The 16883-nt window shown below is 54.2% G+C and carries 15 protein-coding genes and 1 tRNA gene; 8 read left to right on the top strand and 8 right to left on the bottom strand.

Annotated features, from left to right (window positions below; translation table 11 throughout):
- Nucleotides 1-174: 174 nt before the first annotated feature.
- The gene (locus tag H9I52_RS08780) at nt 175-1404 is read left to right on the top strand and encodes an alpha/beta hydrolase family protein (protein ID WP_187453554.1); all 1230 of its coding nucleotides are present in this window, start codon (nt 175-177) and stop codon (nt 1402-1404) included.
- Nucleotides 1405-1815: 411 nt separating this feature from the next.
- On the opposite strand, the gene H9I52_RS08785 is transcribed toward H9I52_RS08780, so the two are convergent.
- Nucleotides 1816-1889, bottom strand: a tRNA-Asp gene (locus H9I52_RS08785).
- Nucleotides 1890-2165: 276 nt separating this feature from the next.
- Between H9I52_RS08785 and H9I52_RS08790 the strand changes: the two genes are divergently transcribed.
- The 5 genes from H9I52_RS08790 to H9I52_RS08810 all read left to right on the top strand — a co-directional run bounded on the left by H9I52_RS08790 (nt 2166) and on the right by H9I52_RS08810 (nt 6113).
- The gene (locus H9I52_RS08790; protein ID WP_174805803.1) at nt 2166-3113 is read left to right on the top strand and encodes an acetyl-CoA carboxylase carboxyltransferase subunit alpha; all 948 of its coding nucleotides are present in this window, start codon (nt 2166-2168) and stop codon (nt 3111-3113) included.
- Between the two features lie 79 nt (nt 3114-3192).
- A complete protein-coding gene (locus H9I52_RS08795; protein WP_187453555.1) occupies nt 3193-4041 on the top strand; it encodes an MBL fold metallo-hydrolase in 849 nt (282 codons plus the stop codon).
- A gap of 13 nt (nt 4042-4054) precedes the next feature.
- Nucleotides 4055-4822, top strand: a complete 768-nt coding sequence (locus H9I52_RS08800; protein ID WP_230471184.1) for a patatin-like phospholipase family protein — start codon at nt 4055-4057, stop codon at nt 4820-4822.
- 85 nt (nt 4823-4907) lie between these two features.
- Nucleotides 4908-5483, top strand: coding sequence for a 1-acyl-sn-glycerol-3-phosphate acyltransferase (locus H9I52_RS08805; protein WP_139517006.1), 576 nt, complete (start codon nt 4908-4910; stop codon nt 5481-5483).
- 81 nt (nt 5484-5564) lie between these two features.
- Entirely contained in the window at nt 5565-6113 is a 549-nt protein-coding gene (locus H9I52_RS08810) for a hypothetical protein (protein ID WP_187453556.1), read from the top strand.
- A 60-nt stretch (nt 6114-6173) separates the two neighbouring features.
- Here H9I52_RS08810 and H9I52_RS08815 read toward each other — a convergent pair whose 3' ends face one another.
- Nucleotides 6174-6833, bottom strand: a complete 660-nt coding sequence (locus H9I52_RS08815) for a DUF4159 domain-containing protein (RefSeq protein ID WP_187453557.1) — start codon at nt 6831-6833, stop codon at nt 6174-6176.
- Between the two features lie 67 nt (nt 6834-6900).
- Nucleotides 6901-7617, bottom strand: a complete 717-nt coding sequence (locus H9I52_RS08820) for a 16S rRNA (uracil(1498)-N(3))-methyltransferase (protein WP_187453558.1) — start codon at nt 7615-7617, stop codon at nt 6901-6903.
- Between the two features lie 333 nt (nt 7618-7950).
- On the opposite strand from H9I52_RS08820, the gene H9I52_RS08825 reads away from it, so the two are divergent.
- Nucleotides 7951-8919, top strand: a complete 969-nt coding sequence (locus tag H9I52_RS08825; protein ID WP_187453559.1) for an NmrA/HSCARG family protein — start codon at nt 7951-7953, stop codon at nt 8917-8919.
- Nucleotides 8920-9007: 88 nt separating this feature from the next.
- Here H9I52_RS08825 and pckA read toward each other — a convergent pair whose 3' ends face one another.
- The gene (gene pckA, locus H9I52_RS08830) at nt 9008-10627 is read right to left on the bottom strand and encodes a phosphoenolpyruvate carboxykinase (ATP) (RefSeq protein WP_187453560.1); all 1620 of its coding nucleotides are present in this window, start codon (nt 10625-10627) and stop codon (nt 9008-9010) included.
- Nucleotides 10628-10881: 254 nt separating this feature from the next.
- Here pckA and H9I52_RS08835 point away from each other — a divergent pair, with 254 nt between their 5' ends.
- Complete coding sequence (locus tag H9I52_RS08835; protein ID WP_187453561.1) at nt 10882-12447, top strand: peptide MFS transporter; 1566 nt, start codon at nt 10882-10884, stop codon at nt 12445-12447.
- A 191-nt stretch (nt 12448-12638) separates the two neighbouring features.
- On the opposite strand, the gene groL is transcribed toward H9I52_RS08835, so the two are convergent.
- The 4 genes from groL to H9I52_RS08855 all read right to left on the bottom strand — a co-directional run bounded on the left by groL (nt 12639) and on the right by H9I52_RS08855 (nt 16781).
- Nucleotides 12639-14285: a chaperonin GroEL gene (groL, locus tag H9I52_RS08840; protein ID WP_139517013.1), complete on the bottom strand. Its 1647-nt coding sequence runs from the start codon at nt 14283-14285 to the stop codon at nt 12639-12641.
- 41 nt (nt 14286-14326) lie between these two features.
- On the bottom strand, nt 14327-14617 hold the full coding sequence (gene groES, locus H9I52_RS08845) for a co-chaperone GroES (RefSeq protein WP_139517014.1): 291 nt from the start codon (nt 14615-14617) through the stop codon (nt 14327-14329).
- A gap of 256 nt (nt 14618-14873) precedes the next feature.
- Nucleotides 14874-15263 carry a preprotein translocase subunit SecG gene (gene secG / locus H9I52_RS08850; protein WP_187453562.1) on the bottom strand — a complete coding sequence of 130 codons (390 nt, stop codon included), beginning with the start codon at nt 15261-15263 and terminating at the stop codon, nt 14874-14876.
- Nucleotides 15264-16781 carry a hypothetical protein gene (locus H9I52_RS08855; protein ID WP_187453563.1) on the bottom strand — a complete coding sequence of 506 codons (1518 nt, stop codon included), beginning with the start codon at nt 16779-16781 and terminating at the stop codon, nt 15264-15266.
- Nucleotides 16782-16883 lie beyond the last annotated feature (102 nt).

Genomic DNA, 16883 nt, shown 5'->3' on the forward strand with positions numbered 1-16883 from the left:
CCGACCATTCCGCCTTAGCCCGCTAGCGAAGCCCAATATCCTGCGACCGCAAGCAGCTAAGAATGACTTTTCTTCTTAGTTATAAATTGTTGATTATTAAATACTTAACAATAGACTGATTTCTCCGGCTCCTGAAAAATTGCTGCCATTTCCCATTCTCACCCTCTGGAAACTATGCAAAATAACCTAAGACCCTTTCGTTGGCTGTTGCTGATTTTGTTGGTTGCCTCGCTGGATAGCTGCCAATTCCTGCACCCCGATCGGGAAGATCCGCAGCCGGGGCCGATGCTGCCCACTGGCAAAGACCTGTTTGTTTCTGCCAACTTGGTCGGTACCGTTCCGAAGGTTCAGCTACAAGCCTTAGCGGCCAACGCCGGCTATGGGGCTTTCGCGCCCCAACTCAAGTACGACGTGACGTTCTATAAATTCCTATATAAAACTACTTACCAGGGCCGGTTTATTCAAGTGTCTGGTTTACTGGGTATTCCATTGAACACCCCCGCGCCGCCTGCCTTGCTCAGTGCCCAGCACGGCACCATGTTCCGCCAAGCCGACGCGCCTTCCAACTTCCCGGCCACCTTCAGCGGCTTTGAGTTGTTTGCCAGCGCGGGCTTCGTCACCGTGATTCCCGATTACATTGGGTTGGGCGCTTCTCAGAACGTAGTTCAAGCGTTCTATGACAAGGAGACGTCGGCGTCCACCGTGGTTGATATGATAAAGTCGGCGCAGTATTTCCTGCAGCTACAAAAGGTGGCGCTCAACAAAAATTTGTTTTTGGTGGGCTACTCAGAAGGTGGCTACGTGACCATGGCCGCCCAACAAGCCATTGAAACCGTGCCCCAACATAAACTCACCCTCACGGCTGCCGCCGAAGGAGCCGGTGGCTACGACCTGCCGGGCATGCTGACTGGAATTGCGACGGTACCTACGTATGCCAACCCCGCTTTTCTGGCCCTGATTCTGCAAGGCTATAACACTACTTATAGCTGGAACCGCCCCCTGACCGACTTCTTTCAGGCTCCATACGCGGCCAAGGTGCCCGCGCTACTCGATGGCACCAAGGATCGGGAGCAGATCAACGCCGAACTCACTACCAGTCCTGCGGCGTTGTTTACGCCCACGTTCTACGCAAACTTGAGCAACCCCAGCGGCGAACCCGTGTTGAAAAAACAGTTGGAGCAGAATAGTTTCCTGAATTGGGTGCCGAAAAGCCCCACGCGCCTCTACCACGGCACAAACGACGAAAGCGTTTTCTTCCAAACCTCGGTTACCACCTTCGCACGCTTTCAGGCCGCTGGCGCCACCAACGTTGCCTTTTTCCCCATTCCGGGCGGTACGCACCAAAGTAGTATCGGACCCATGATGGGCGACGCCCTGCCTTGGTTGCAATCCCTTGATAAATAAGTAGATGTCAGTACGTCAGCAAGGTGTGGCTTAAACGGCACCTTGTTGGTTATGGGCTACAGTAGCTACTTTTTAGTCCTCTTCAGAAACCCGTCTTGGATGGCTACTAAGTAAAAATTAAAAAGCCTCATCCGAAGGGGGTGAGGCTTTCCAAAGCATGCGGGTCTTTCATCACTTCTACCGAGTGCTAATGAACTCGGCAGTTCACCTCCCGCTGCTGCGTTGTATACGAAATTCGGTAAAGAATGGGTTAGAAGAAAGCGCGAAATAAGGCAAGCGCCGAGCTAACTGAAATGCCGCTGGTTATGCGCCCCATCTGCCTATTTACACAACTGACTTTATAAGCCAGTAAGAAATATCAGAAACAAAAAAGCCCCTCAGGGAATCCTGAGGGGCTTTTTTGCATTGCTGCGGTCCGGACGGGACTCGAACCCGCGACCTCCGCCGTGACAGGGCGGCATTCTAACCGACTGAACTACCGAACCGTTTACTTTAGCGTTTGAGAACCGTTTGTTTCTCCGTTAAAGTGCTGCAAAGGTAGAAGGAGGTTTGAGACTGCACAACACTTGAGTGAAAATATTTCGTAAAAAAACGGCGTTTTCCGCGGTTGTAGCTGTATTTCAGAGACATTGATTTTTGAAATACTCATTCCGCTGTCGAGTGCACCATCAGTGGAGTCGTTTCGCTTACCTTTGCTTTCCTCTGATAGTACAGCCATCATTCCACCCAAATCAGGCAACTGACCGCGTTTTCCATTGGCAATGCTCCTCGATTTCGAACAACCCATCGCTGCCCTCGAAGGCAAACTCCGCGAAATGCAACAGCTGGCCCACGATAGCCAGGTTGATGTATCGGAAGCCGTGGCCGCGCTTGAAGCCAAGATCAAGGCTCTCAAGAAAGAAACTTATGCCAACCTCACCCGCTGGCAACGGGTACAACTCTCACGCCATCCCGACCGGCCATATACCCTCGACTACATCGAGGGCATGAGTACCAAATTTGTGGAACTGCACGGCGACCGCACGGTGCGCGACGACAAAGCCATGGTTGGCGGTTTTGCCGACCTGGATGGCCGTTCCGTCATGTTTATCGGGCAGCAGAAGGGGCGTAATACCAAACAGCGGCAGTTTCGCAACTTCGGCATGCCTAACCCTGAAGGCTATCGCAAGGCGTTGCGCCTTATGAAGCTGGCCGAAAAATTCAACAAGCCCATCATCACCCTTATCGATACACCCGGCGCTTTTCCGGGCCTGGAAGCGGAGGAGCGGGGCCAAGGCGAGGCCATTGCCCGCAACCTGAAAGAAATGTTTTTGCTGAAAGTACCCGTCATCTGCGTTGTCATTGGCGAGGGCGCATCGGGTGGGGCCTTGGGCATTGCGATCGGCGACCGGGTACTGATGTTAGAAAATACTTGGTACTCAGTGATTTCGCCTGAATCTTGCTCCAGCATTCTGTGGCGCTCATGGGATTATAAGGAACAAGCAGCCGAGGCGCTAAAGCTTACCGCCTCCGATATGATGCAGGCCAAACTCGTGGATGGCATCGTGAAGGAGCCGTTGGGCGGGGCCCACACGGCCCCCAACAAGATGATCGACGTGCTTAAAAAGACGCTGATCAAAACCCTGGACGAGCTTGATGCACTGCCGGCTGAAGAACGTATCAGTCAGCGTATTGATAAGTTCTCGGCAATGGGTGTCGTAGTAGAATAGCTAAATTCTCCTTAAAATGAGCAGCGAAGAGGGAAGTCAGCCTGGCTACTTCTGCGCTGCTCATTCTTCATTTATAAGCATGACTCTTCATACCATTGATACGGGCTTGTTTAAACTAGATGGCGGGGCCATGTTTGGCGTGGTTCCGAAATCGCTGTGGCAGAAGCTCAACCCCGCCGACGAGAACAACATGTGTACGTGGGCCATGCGGTGCCTGCTTGTGGAGGATGGCAATCGGTTGGTGCTGATTGACAATGGGATAGGCGATAAGCAAGACGAGAAATTTCGCGGGTACTTTTATTTGCACGGGGATAACTCTTTAGAAAAATCGCTGCGAAAGCTGGGCTTTACGGCCTCCGACATCACCGACGTTTTCCTGACGCACCTGCATTTCGACCACTGCGGCGGCTCCGTAACCCGGACCCTTGATGGCAAGTTGCAACTAGCCTTTCCAAATGCCACATACTGGTCTAATGCGGCGCACTGGCAGTGGGCCGTGCAACCCAATGCGCGCGAAAAGGCCAGCTTTCTGAAAGAAAATATCCTGCCGATTCAGGAAAGTGGCCATTTGCAATTTATTGACAATCAGAGTGCTATGCCAAGTGTGCTTCCGCAGTTTAAGGAAATCATATTTGCCGATGGGCACACCGAGAAAATGATGGTGCCCCTGATGGAATACAAAGGCCGTACGGTGGCTTTTATGGCTGATCTGTTGCCGAGCACGGGGCATGTGCCCTTGCCGTATGTAATGGCTTACGATATGCGCCCGTTGGTAACGCTGTCGGAAAAAGAAGCGGTTCTGCGCCGAGCGGCCGATGAAAATTGGGTGCTGATGTTGGAGCATGACCCTACGGTGGAGTGCTGTACCGTGCAGCACACCGAAAAAGGGGTGCGCCTCGCCGAAACCTTCCGTCTGGCCGAGTTATAACCCCTGACTAATAGTGCGACAACTAGGGCTGGCATTTTCGGGAGGGGCGGCACGCGGAATCGCGCATTTGGGTGTGTTACAGGCCCTTGACGAACTACAGCTGCCCATTGGGCGGATCTCGGGCGTTAGTTCGGGCGCTATCGTCGGCACGTTTTACGCCGCCGGGTTTCCACCGCGCGAGATTTTTCGCCTCATTACCGACACCCGGTTTGTGCGCCTGTTCCGGCCGGCCTTTCGGTTGGGTTTGGTGCATCTGGAAGTAGTGCAGAAGCTATACGCGCATTACTTGGGCGCCGAGCGGACGTTTGCCGAGCTTTCCATCCCGCTGACGCTGGTAGCTGCTGACCTCGGGGCGGGCGAACCGGTTTATTACGACCAAGGCCCTATTATCCGACCGCTATTGGGCTCGTCGGCCGTGCCGATATTGTGCCGGCCCGTCGAGTACGAAGGACGCCTGCTGGTTGACGGGGGCGTGATGAACAACTTGCCGGTTGAGCCACTGCTGGGGCGCGACGAGCTGGTGGTGGTGGGCGTACACTGCAATCCCAAATCACAGGAAGCACCCCTGACGACCATCCGCGAGATAAGCGAGCGCACGGCTTACTTGGCCATCAGCATGAACGTGATCCCGCGGTTGGCGCAGTGCCACTTTGTGCTGGAACCGCCCGAGCTGCGGCACTACCGCATCCTGGACCTGCGCCACACCGCCGAAATGTTTGATATTGGCTATCGGTATACGCTCAGTCAAGCCGATGCCTTGCAACAATTGCTGGCCAAGTGAACCGACTTCTAGGGCTCGGCGGCAAATTTTTCTAGTTTTAGCCTCTGGCTGCGCTTTCTCATCCGGCAGCTGACCTCTCCTTAATATGCCAAAACCACCTTCTACTCCTACATTCTGGTACCTGTTTTCAAAATTCTGGTTCTGGATTACGGGCTGGCGGTTGGCTTCGGTAGTGCCGCCCGGCATCACCAAAGCCATCATGATTGCCGCACCGCACACCAGCAACTGGGACATCCTGTATGCGCGGGGCGCCTTCTTTCTGATGGGCGTGCCGGTGCGTTTTACGGTGAAAAAAGAGTGGGTCGACAACTTTTTTGTCGGGTGGCTGGTGCGGTCTTTGGGCGCGTTGCCCGTCGATAGAAGCAAAAACAACAGCCTGGTCGATGGCATGGTGAAGCTGTTTAACGAACGCGAGGAACTCGTGATTCTGATTACGCCCGAAGGCACGCGCAGCTACCAGCCCCGCTGGAAAAAGGGGTTCTATTTTGCGGCCGAAGGGGCACACGTACCCATTTTGCTTGGTTTTCTGGACTACAAAAACAAAGAAGCCGGCGTCGGCCCCGCCGTTTACCCAACGGGCGATTACGAAGCCGATCTGGAAAAAATTAAAGCCTTTTACCGCACCAAGCAGGGCCGCTTCCCTGAAAAGGGCGTACGCTAGCCTAATAGTTTAAAAACTTACTTTTGCATAAATGCTTGATAGTAAAGTGATTATGTATAAGTACCTTGAGCATCATCCACTATGGAAAAGCTTCAAACGCTGCTGTTTATCCTTCTGGGGCTGATTGCCTTTGTGTGGCGGATGGTGAAAAAAGCGCAAGAAACCGCCGCCCAGGAAAGCCGCCAACGGCCCCCGCGGCCTGCTGGTCAGGTGCCGCCGCTGCCCAGTACGTCGTTTCAGGAGTTGCTTAAGCAGATGCAGGCCCAAAACCAGGCGAGCCAACCCGCTGCGCCGCATGTGCCTACCCATACGCCGGGCGGACGTACAGTGGCGCACGGTACGGCGCCCGCAGCCCGCAGTCTCGAGCGCACCGATGTCCGCCCGAAGTCGTTAGAAGCACCGGCCACGAACAAATCGTTAGAGCCCACAACCCCGACGATGCGGCGCGCGTCGTCGTTGCCACGTGCGGGCTCTACGCCCGACCCACAGCGGGCAGCGCAGCAACTGGCCCGCCACGAAGAGCGAGCTCGTCAGGACAGCCGGCCCAACGTCCGGGATCTCCTGCGAAATCCAACGGATTTACGAACCGCCTTTATATTGAGCGAAGTGCTCAAGCCCAAGTTTGACTAACAAAAAGCCCTGCTTACGTACGTAAGCAGGGCTTTTTGTTAGTCAAAATCCAATCTGAGACTAATCCTGGGTCAGGGCGTAAGTGACCAAGTTGGCCCCCATTCGCAACGCTTCGTCGTGCTTTTCCGGCGGGTCTTGGTAGGTGCCTACGTCTTCCCAGCCGTTGCCTAAGTCGCATTCGTAGGTGTAGAAGCATACCAGCCGGCCCTTGTAGAGCAGACCGAAACCCTGCGGGCGCTTGCCGTCGTGCTCATGGATTTTGGGGAGCCCTTTCGGGAAGTTGAACTTCTGATGGTAGATAGGATGTGAAAAGGGCAGCTCGACAAACTCCAGTTCCGGAAATACCTTCTTCATTTCGGGCCGAATAAATTTATCGAGGCCGTAGTTGTCATCGATGTGCAAAAAACCGCCGCCAATGAGGTAGCGGCGCAGATTCTTGGCTTCGGCTTCGGTAAAAGCAACGTTGCCGTGGCCGGTCATGTGCAGGAAGGGATAAGTGAAGAGCTCCGGCGAATCCAGCTCGACGGTGGCCTCGTCGGGAGCAATGTTGGTTTTGAGCGTGCGGTTGCAAAACTGAATCAAATTCGGCAGCGAGGTTTTGTTGGCGTACCAGTCGCCGCCCCCGCCGTAGTGCAGCTTGGCAATGCGAAAGCTAGGCGCCGGGGCCGCCGCCGTGAGCAGCAAGGCAACCACACAAACAAGCGAGGCAAAGAATTTCATCGGTAGAAAGGTTCGAAAGAAAATTGTCCAGACCGCCCAAACGGCCTGATACATAAAGATACGCAGATCAGCCCTGAGAAAGTTCGTGCGCGATGTGTACGGTGTGTACCGCCGCAAGGGCGGCCGTTTCGGTGCGCAGGCGGGTGCTTCCAAGGGTTACGGGGCGGATGCCGCGCTGGCGGGCCAACGCAATTTCGGCCGGTGTAAAGTCGCCTTCCGGCCCGATCAGGATACAACACGCCGGACCGGTGCTTGCCAAGTGAGACAAGCTTACGCGTTCGCCTTCATCCAAATGCGCAATGTACGTGGTGTCAGGGGTGGCAGTATTTATAAATAGCTCATAATCAATCAGTTCATCTAATTGTGGGAGCCAGGCCTGACCCGATTGCTTGAGCGCACTTACAGCAATTTTTTCCAGCCGATCCAGCTTTAGATCGCGGCGCTCGGAGCGAGCACAACGCAAAAAGCTAAGCCGGTCGACGCCGATTTCGGTGGCCTTTTCCACCAGCCATTCCATGCGGTCGAGGTTTTTGGTAGGCGCTACGGCTACGTGTACGCTGTAGGCACGGCGCACAACGGCTTCGTAGTGGGTGATGCGCAGTTGACAGCGTTTGGCTTCGGCAGAAGTCACCTGCGCCTGGTATAAGCCGCCCCGGCCGTCAACGAGCTCTACGGGATCGCCCGCGTGCAGGCGCAGAACCCGCACGGCGTGTTTGCTTTCGTCTTCGGGCAGGGTGTAGGACGAAGTGGTGCTGGAAAGGTCAGGAGCGTAGAAAGTGGGCATACTGGCAAAGGTCGGGTGCAGGCGAGAGTAAAGTAGCAAGTCTAGGGATAAGGGCCGAAGAATAGGGCCTTGATCGGCTGATGGGAGCGGGCTACGTAGCCAAGTAAGCCGAAACTCCGCAACGGCCACAAGTCTCCCGGCCGCTAATTTCTACTGGTATACAACACTGCAAAAGCGGTCCGCTGGCAGTTGTCAATGGGGTACTTTGGCGTGGGTATGTAGCTGCCAATATCACATGATTTGGCGATTGACAGCACCAATCAGTGCGGTTTATCTTTAGTAAGTGATTCCGTTACTCATTTACTAACAGCGCTTTGCTGCGCAGGAAAACCCATGGCTAACAAAAAAACAATTGCTGTCTTCGGCGCTACTGGTGCGCAGGGCGGCGGACTCGTCCGCGCCATTCTTAACGATCCTATGGGCGAGTTTACGGCGCGGGCTATCACCCGCAATCCTAACTCCGAAAAAGCCCAGGAGCTGGCTCGTTTGGGTGCCGAGGTAGTGGCGGCCAACATTGATGATCCGCAGAGCTTACGCCAGGCCTTAGACGGGGCGTACGGAGCCTTCTGCGTGACGTTTTTTTGGGAGCATTTTTCACCGGAAAAAGAAGATGCCGAAGCGCACAACATGGCCCAGGCTGCCAAAGATGCTAAGGTGCAACATGTCATTTGGTCGACCCTGGAGGACACACGGGAGTGGATGCCGCTGAGCGATACGCGCATGCCTACGCTCATGGGCAAGTACAAAGTGCCGCATACCGATGCCAAAGGTGCTGCTAATCACTACTTTGCCGATCTGGGCGTGCCCACTACTTTCCTGCTGACCTCTTTCTATTGGGATAACTTTATTTACTTCGCCATGGGGCCGCAAAAGGGCGCCGATGGGAAACTGGCCATCACTTTTCCCATGGGCGACAAACGCCTATCGGGCATCGCCGCCGAAGACATTGGCAAATGCGCATATGGCATTTTCAAGAAGGGGGCCGAACTTATCGGGAAGACCGTTGGCATTGCCGGCGAGCAGCTCACCTGCCAGCAAATGGCTGACAGTTTGAGCAAAGCCATAGGGCAGAAGGTTGAGTATAACGAGGTTACACCAGATATGTACCGGAGCTTCGGCTTTCCCGGCGCGGAAGATTTGGGCAACATGTTCCAAGCCAACCGCGATTTTGAAGAGCAATTTGTAGCCGCGCGGGATGTTCGGTTTTCCCGCGAGTTAAATCCTGAGCTACAAACCTTCGACGCGTGGCTGGCAGCCAATGCACAACGGATACCGCTTCCACAACAGACTGTGGAAGCTTAGGGCAACCCGCCAAACCAGAATAGGCTACTACAAAAATGCCTCCTAGATTTCTAGGAGGCATTTTTATATATGTTTAATAATCAAAGGATTACACAGTAAGCTCTGCCGTTTTGGGCGCGCCAGCCAGGATTTCTTCGCTGGCAAAATCGGCGTACTTCTGGAAGTTGTTTACAAACTTCTCAGCCAGGGCCGCAGCCGTTTTGTCGTAGGCTTCCTTGTCGGTCCAGGTGTTGCGCGGGTCCAGAATTTCGGCCGGTACATTGGGAACAGCCGTCGGTACTTCCACCCCGAAAATCGGGTGTTTGAGGAACGTCACTTCATCGAGCTCGCCGTTGAGCGCAGCCGTAATCATGGCGCGGGTGTAAGTCAGTTTCATGCGCGAGCCCACGCCGTAGCTGCCGCCGGTCCAGCCGGTGTTTACCAGCCATACATTCACGTCGGGATGTTCGTCCATTTTCTGGCCCAGCATCTCGGCGTATTTGGTAGGGTGCAAGGGCAGGAACACGGCTCCAAAGCACGCCGAAAACGTTGTTTGGGGCTCGGTGATGCCCATTTCGGTGCCCGCTACCTTGGCCGTGTATCCCGACATGAAGTGGTACATGGCATGGCTCTTGTCGAGCTTGCTGATGGGAGGCAGCACCCCAAAGGCATCGGCTGTGAGGAAGAAAATATTCTTCGGCGATCCTGCTACCGATGGCTCAATGGCGTTGTCAATGAAATGAATAGGGTAGGCCGCCCGCGTATTTTCCGTAACGGATTTGTTGGCGTAGTCCACCGTATGGGTGCCGGGCACGAAGCGCGTATTCTCCACAATCGACCCAAACCGGATTGCATCCCAGATCTGAGGCTCCTTCTCGCGGCTCAAATCAATCACCTTGGCATAACAGCCGCCTTCAAAGTTAAAAATACCGGCGTCGGGTGTCCAACCGTGCTCGTCATCGCCGATGAGGCCGCGGTGTGGGTCCGCCGACAGGGTGGTTTTGCCCGTTCCCGACAAGCCAAAGAAAATGGCTGCATCGCCTGCGGGGCCCACGTTGGCCGAACAGTGCATGGGCAGGGTATTGTGCTCGTGGGGCAGCAAATAATTGAGTACCCCAAAAATGCCTTTTTTCATCTCGCCAGCGTAGCCCGTGCCGCCAATCAGGATCATCTTCTTGGTGAAGTTGAGGATGGCAAAATTCTTCTGGCGAGTGCCGTCCACGGCCGGGTCGGCTTCGAAACCAGGCGCGCAAATGATCGAGAAGTCGGGTGTCCAGCTCGTGTCTTCGCCTTCGGTGGGCCGCAGGAACATGTTGTAACAGAACAAGTTATGCCAGGCTTGCTCATTAACAATGCGCAGCTTTAGCTGATAATCCGGATGAGCACCGGCAAAGGCCTCGCGCACGTATATCTCCTTGTCGGATAGATAGTTAATCATCTTCTCCTGCAACCGATCGAATTGGTCGGGGGCAAAAGGGATGTTGATATCGCCCCACCAAACGCTGTCTTGGGTATGGGCATCCTGCACTACAAACCGGTCTTTGGGCGAGCGGCCCGTAAACTGTCCGGTATCGCACATCAGCGCGCCCGTATCCGTCAGGGTGCCTTCGCCGCGCTGCAACGCGGCTTCGACCAATTCGGCGGGAGTAAGGTTCAAGTTGACGTGGGCGGCTTGGACAAAACCAAGCGGCTTGAGGCGATCGAGGGCGTTGGCGGCAGAGTTGAGCATGGGCCGAAAACGAGTTAGAGGGTGGGTGGGAAAAATGGGGGATTTCGAGACAAAAATAGATAAAAAACCGACGCTGGTTTGGGTTTCGGTTAGCGGACATCGAAAAATAGCGAAAATTCGCTAAATATTTAAGCCTTTTTCTGAGCGGGTTTGGGCGAAACCGCATCAATTAGGAAAGTTTTGTAGCTTTACCAAGACCCATCCGACAGCTGTCGGATACCCTTCTCTAATTTAACCACTTTCAATCACCTTACATGCAAACTGCATCCGCCGTTCGCGAACAGGCGCCGCCTGCCGCGTCAACCGGCCATCCGAAGGGCTTATACTTGCTCTTTGCCACCGAAATGTGGGAGCGGTTCAGCTACTACGGCATGCGCGCCGTTCTGGTGCTGTTCCTGACCAAGGCCATGATGATGGACAAGGCTTTTGCCTCCAAATTCTATGGCGGCTACACCAGCTTGGTTTATCTTACGCCACTCATAGGTGGTTATATATCAGATCGTTACTGGGGCAACCGCCGCTCCATCCTGACGGGTGGCTTGTTAATGGCACTTGGGCAGTTTACGTTGTTTGCGTCCGCCAGCAATTACGGCCCGGCTAGCACGCACGAGCTAAGCCATTGGTTACTCTACCTTGGTTTGGGCACCATGATAGTGGGCAACGGCTTTTTTAAACCCAATATCTCGTCGATGGTGGGATCGCTTTACTCGCCTGCCGACACCCGCAAAGATGCTGCCTATACCATCTTCTATATGGGTATCAACCTGGGCTCGTTTCTGGGCAATACCATTACGAGTCTCATCGGCGACAAAGATGGCCATCCGGAGCTGTTTCGCTGGGCCTTTCTGGCCTGTGGCATTGCCATGGTGCTAGGTACGTTGGTTTTCAACTGGGGCAAAGGCAAATATCTCCATACGCCTGAAGGCGAGCAGGTGGGCGAAACGCCCGTGCACTCTGGCGGCGTAAAAGGCATCTTTGCTTTGCTACCGGTCTTGCTGGCTTTGGTGCTGGGTACTTTGTGGCTGGATTCGGCAAAATTCCCCACCATTGCTCCGTTGCTGGGCTTGGCTGTGGTCGGTATTGCGTTCATGATTTTCACCGATAAGTCGTTGACTGGGGCGGATGTACAGCGCGTACTGGTAATTTTCATTGTGTCGTTTTTTGTGGTGTTTTTTTGGGCCGCTTTCGAGCAGGCGCCTGCTTCGCTCACGTTCTTCGCCGATGAGCAGATGAACCGCACCATTTTCGGCTATGAGTTGCCGGCCAGTATTTTCCAGAACCTTAATGCCATCTTCGTAGTAGCTGGGGCACCCCTTATGGCCATGGTCTGGACGGCACTGGGCCGTCGTAAAGCCGAACCTGCATCGCCGGTCAAAATGGCAATGGGCCTGGCTTTGCTGGCTGCTGGCTATCTTGTCATGTGTTTTGGCGTGCACAACCTCATGCCCGGGGTGAAGGTGAGCATGTTCTTTTTGGTGGCTCTCTACTTCCTCCATTCGGCCGGTGAGCTGTGCTTGTCGCCTATTGGCCTTTCTTTGGTCAACAAGCTGGCCCCGCTGAAATTCAGCTCTTTGTTGATGGCCGTATGGTTTCTGGCCAACGCGGCCGCCAACTACCTAGCTGGTTATATGAGCAGTCTGTATCCCGATCCCAAATCGACAGCCCCTGCACCAGTGCTATTGGGTTTCCACATCACTAACCTTTACGATTTCTTCTTGGTGTTCGTGGTTTCGGCGGCGGTTGCGGCGATACTGTTGTTTTTAATCAGCAGCAAGCTGGCGAAGATGATGGATGCTCGTAATCTCGCTCCGGCTGTCTAGCCTTACCTTAGCTTGGCAACCAAAAGCCCCGCTGGCAATTGCCGGCGGGGCTTTTGGTTGCCATTCTACCGGTGCCTGGCAGCCTTTGGCAAGCCACGCAAGCCGGTACCATACCACGAAAGCACCGGACGTAAAAAGGCCCCGAAACGAAAGTTTCGGGGCCTTTTTGTAAAGCGTTGTGAAACAAAGGCTTACATCATGCCGCCCATGCCACCCATGCCGCCCATGCCACCAGCACCGCCGCCAGCACCAGCTTTCTCTTCTTCAGGCTCGTCCGAGATCACGCACTCCGTAGTGAGGAGCAGACCGGCGATCGAAGCCGCATTTTCGAGGGCCAGACGCGTTACTTTAGTGGGGTCGAGGATACCGGCCGCCATCAGGTTTTCGTAACGGTCTTCGCGGGCATTGTAACCGTAGTCACCTTTGCCTTCGCGAACTTTCTGCACCACTACCGAGCCTTCGCCACCGGCGTTGCCGACGATGCAGCGCAAAGGAGCTTCGAGCGCCGTGCGGATGATGTTCACGCCAGTGCGTTCGTCACCGTTCAGGGTATCAACTGCTGCCAGCGACTCAATGGCCCGAACCAAGGCAACACCGCCACCGGGAACTACGCCTTCTTCAACGGCAGCGCGCGTAGCGTGCAGCGCATCGTCAACGCGGTCTTTCTTCTCTTTCATCTCCACTTCCGTAGAAGCACCGATGTAAAGGATAGCTACACCACCCGACAACTTGGCAAGGCGCTCTTGCAGCTTCTCCTTGTCGTAGTCGGAAGTGGTAGTACCGATCTGGGCTTTGATTTCGTTTATGCGAGACGTGATGGCCGGCTTATCGCCTTTGCCGTTCACAATCGTAGTGTTGTCTTTGTCGATGATGATTTTCTCAGCTTGGCCGAGGTAATCAATCGTAGCGCTGTCGAGCTTGTAGCCGCGCTCTTCCGAGATCACGGTACCACCTGTCAAGACTGCAATGTCTTCCAGCATCGCCTTGCGACGGTCGCCGAAGCCAGGAGCTTTCACCGCTGCAATTTTCAAAGAGCCGCGCAGCTTGTTTACTACCAAAGTGGCAAGTGCCTCACCGTCAACGTCTTCTGAAACAATCACCAGCGGCTTGCCCGTCTGAACTACTTGCTCCAATACGGGCAGCAGCTCTTTCATGGTGCTCACTTTCTTGTCGTAGATCAGGACGTAGGGCGAGTCGAGCTCTACTTCCATCTTCTCCGGGTTAGTTACGAAGTAAGGAGAGAGGTAGCCGCGGTCGAACTGCATACCTTCCACCGTTTTTACTTCGGTCTCAGTACCACGCGCTTCTTCTACCGTGATGACGCCTTCTTTGCCCACTTTGTCCATGGCGTCCGCGATCATCTGACCGATTTCCATGTCGTTGTTGGCCGAAATAGCGCCTACCTGGGCGATCTCCGAAGAGTTTTCAATCTTTTTCGACTGTTGCTTCAGATTCTGAACTACAGCGTGTACTGCTTTGTCAATACCGCGCTTCAGGTCCATGGGGTTGGCACCGGCGGCTACGTTCTTCGAACCAGCCGTATAGATGGCCTGGGCCAACACAGTTGCAGTCGTGGTACCATCACCAGCTTGGTCAGCCGTTTTGGAAGCCACTTCCTTCACCAGCTGAGCACCCATATTTTCGATGGCGTCCTTCAGCTCAATTTCTTTAGCTACCGTTACACCGTCCTTGGTGATGGTTGGTGCGCCGAACTTCTTGTCAATGACCACGTTACGGCCTTTTGGACCGAGGGTAACTTTCACGGCGTTAGCCAATTTGTCTACACCGCGCTTCAGTTTGTCGCGGCCGTCGGTATCGAATTGAATGTTTTTAGACATCTTATTTCAAAGGGTTAGATCAGATCAGAGGGAAAGGAAGCTTATAGGACAGCAAAAATGTCCGACTCACGCATGATGAGGTAATCTTGGCCATCCACCGTGATTTCGGTGCCAGCATATTTGCCATAAAGCACCTGGTCGCCCACTTTCACCTGCGGCTGGATGGTGGTGCCGTTGTCGGCCACCTTGCCTTCGCCTACGGCTACAACTTCGCCACGCTGGGGCTTTTCTTTGGCCGTGTCGGGGATGATGATACCCGATTTGGTCTTTTCCTCGGCAGCAGCCGGCGCGATGATGACGCGGTCAGCCAGTGGTTTCATGCTAAGTGACATAGTATTCGTTTTGGTTGAAAAGGATGTATGGGTGTATACCGTGCACGGCGTTGGGCACTTCTCGTGCCAGCCCGCTAAACCTGACAGAATGGACGCCATTCCGGACGCTTCCCGGCCAGCTTTTCACCGCTGACCTGTCAAACGTGGCAGACCCTGACAGTTTCAGTGTGCCCGGCAGGGTAAAAGTAAGCGTAAAAAAAAACCAGTGGCCCCTTTCGGAACCACTGGATTTACTATGAATTAACGCGACGCGCGTTTATTTCGCAGGAGTAGCTGCTGGCTGCTGAGTGGGAGCAGCAGGGGTGGCAGCGCGAGGCTGAGCAGGCGCACCCGGCAGAGGTGCCGTGCTGGTGTTGTTAGGCAAACGCGTTTCCATCGCCTTTTGCTGATTGATGCTGCGAACCGGACCCGCCTCAGTAGTGCCGTTGAGCATGTGTGTGCCAAGCGACAGAATAACCAAGCCGATAGCGAAGCCCCAGGTCAAGCGTTCGAGCAAATCGCCGGTACGCTTGACACCCATTAGGTTAGCTGCGCCGCCAGCACCAAATTGGCTGGAAATGCCGCCGCCTTTGGGATTCTGAGCCAGCACGACCAAAGCCAGCAGCAAGCATACAAAAAGAATGAGAATGATGAGGGCAATATACATCTACTCCGAAGGTTTCAGTTGTTGAATTTGGTCGGCAAAGTACGCCTTTTTTTCCGGCTGGCGCACCATCAGCCGTTCATATATTTCAATGGCTTTAGCAATTTTCCCCTGCTTTACCATGATTTTGGCTAAGCTCTCGGAAGCTATCTCCGGTATGGACGCCGTGCTTCGTACCGAAAGATCGGCCTGTTCGTCGGTAGGCGCGGGAAGCTTGGCCGCCGACTTCAGCCGGGGCTTATTGCGCAGAAATTGATTGATCAATTCCAGCGTGGAAGGGGGCGGAAGGGCAATTGGGCGGTGAGCCTGACCATGCGCCGCCAATACCGCATCTGGTGGGAAAAAATCTTCAGTTGGCAGGTCTTGTGTGAGTTCGTCGCGCAATTGAAGGCAAGAGCCCATCCGGCTGCCCAAACCCAGCGCATACCCCAGGTCTAAGTCAGAACGGAAATCGTAATCCGTTTTTGGGGTGGTCTCTACCGTTTCCTCCAGTGCAGGAAGCTCGTATGCGGGCTCACTAGACCGTGTCACCCCGCCTAATCCGAATTCGAAGCGTGATGTTCCAACTTCCACTGGCGGCCGAATAGGTGGCGCGACGGGAAGCAATACATCATCCGTTTTTGATTTGGTTATATTGTAAGTGTCAGGTAATGAAGGAGTTATAGTACTTGTAATTTCTTCTTCATCTGTTTCCTTTCCCTTATTAGACTCTAAAAGTGGGGCCGAAACTTCCTCCGCTGGAAAAATTCCATCCGAAGCCGAAGATTCCGAGGTGACCGGCTCGATAGCAGTCGCTACCGCTGGTTCGGCAGTGTCTGTATTCGGCAACGCGCCCTGAGTAGCTGCCTCTTCCAAGAAAGCTATTGGGTCCTGAGAGCTGGCAAGCGTTTCCTCCCGTGCCTGTTCATGTGATTCTTCAGGCGAAGTATACTCAGAAGGTGCAGCGGATTCCTCTGCTATTACAGCCTCTTGATCAGCGTTTTCTGTGCCCAAATCCAAGGCTGGTATTTCAGCCGAAAAGGTATCGGCTTCTGGCTGATCCACTACGGTAGAGGCCTCTGACTCAAGAGCTTCGGTAACCGAGTCTGCATATTCTTCCTGACGGCTCTCGGTTGACTCTTCCTGAACAATGGCTTCAGGGTATTCCTCGGACACAACTAATTCTTCCGGAAGCGAAGTTTCAGAGCTTACAAGGGCGTCCTGAAAAGCAACTTGTTGTTCAACTGCTTGATAGCCATAAGGTTCAGTTAAGGAATGCTCCGTTGAAGAAGCAGCTTCCAAAACTGGTGCCGGCCGCTCGATAAGCTGCCGAAGCAACTGACGATCAGCGGCATAAGTGGCTGCCCGGCGCAGACGTTGGCTGGCCAGCATGCTTCCACGGTCGTGGGCGGCCTTGGCCAGCAACACATGCGCCGTTTGGCAATAGGGGAAGGCGGCCGCCAACTGCTCCAGCTCACGGATTTCGGCTTCCGAAATCTCGCTCACGTGATCCAAGATGTGCAGCAGCGACGCACGGGTCATGATTTAGTAAGTTAACGAGTTGGTAATAAATTAGTTAAAGGATAAGCCTGTTTATGGCCACTGGGCAACCACCGGCTTAGGGCCGGCAACATTACAGCAATT

Source organism: Hymenobacter sp. BT491, from assembly GCF_014349165.1.
Classification (GTDB): domain Bacteria; phylum Bacteroidota; class Bacteroidia; order Cytophagales; family Hymenobacteraceae; genus Hymenobacter; species Hymenobacter jejuensis.

Coding starts and splice junctions, on each gene's coding strand:
- groES (WP_139517014.1), bottom strand. CDS start 14,617: ATGTCACTTAGCATGAAACCACTGGCTGACCGCGTCATCATCGCGCCG.
- H9I52_RS08795 (WP_187453555.1), top strand. CDS start 3,193: ATGACTCTTCATACCATTGATACGGGCTTGTTTAAACTAGATGGCGGG.
- pckA (WP_187453560.1), bottom strand. CDS start 10,627: ATGCTCAACTCTGCCGCCAACGCCCTCGATCGCCTCAAGCCGCTTGGT.
- H9I52_RS08825 (WP_187453559.1), top strand. CDS start 7,951: ATGGCTAACAAAAAAACAATTGCTGTCTTCGGCGCTACTGGTGCGCAG.
- H9I52_RS08820 (WP_187453558.1), bottom strand. CDS start 7,617: ATGCCCACTTTCTACGCTCCTGACCTTTCCAGCACCACTTCGTCCTAC.
- H9I52_RS08855 (WP_187453563.1), bottom strand. CDS start 16,781: ATGACCCGTGCGTCGCTGCTGCACATCTTGGATCACGTGAGCGAGATT.
- H9I52_RS08815 (WP_187453557.1), bottom strand. CDS start 6,833: ATGAAATTCTTTGCCTCGCTTGTTTGTGTGGTTGCCTTGCTGCTCACG.
- H9I52_RS08780 (WP_187453554.1), top strand. CDS start 175: ATGCAAAATAACCTAAGACCCTTTCGTTGGCTGTTGCTGATTTTGTTG.
- H9I52_RS08810 (WP_187453556.1), top strand. CDS start 5,565: ATGGAAAAGCTTCAAACGCTGCTGTTTATCCTTCTGGGGCTGATTGCC.
- H9I52_RS08790 (WP_174805803.1), top strand. CDS start 2,166: ATGCTCCTCGATTTCGAACAACCCATCGCTGCCCTCGAAGGCAAACTC.
- secG (WP_187453562.1), bottom strand. CDS start 15,263: ATGTATATTGCCCTCATCATTCTCATTCTTTTTGTATGCTTGCTGCTG.
- H9I52_RS08835 (WP_187453561.1), top strand. CDS start 10,882: ATGCAAACTGCATCCGCCGTTCGCGAACAGGCGCCGCCTGCCGCGTCA.
- groL (WP_139517013.1), bottom strand. CDS start 14,285: ATGTCTAAAAACATTCAATTCGATACCGACGGCCGCGACAAACTGAAG.
- H9I52_RS08805 (WP_139517006.1), top strand. CDS start 4,908: ATGCCAAAACCACCTTCTACTCCTACATTCTGGTACCTGTTTTCAAAA.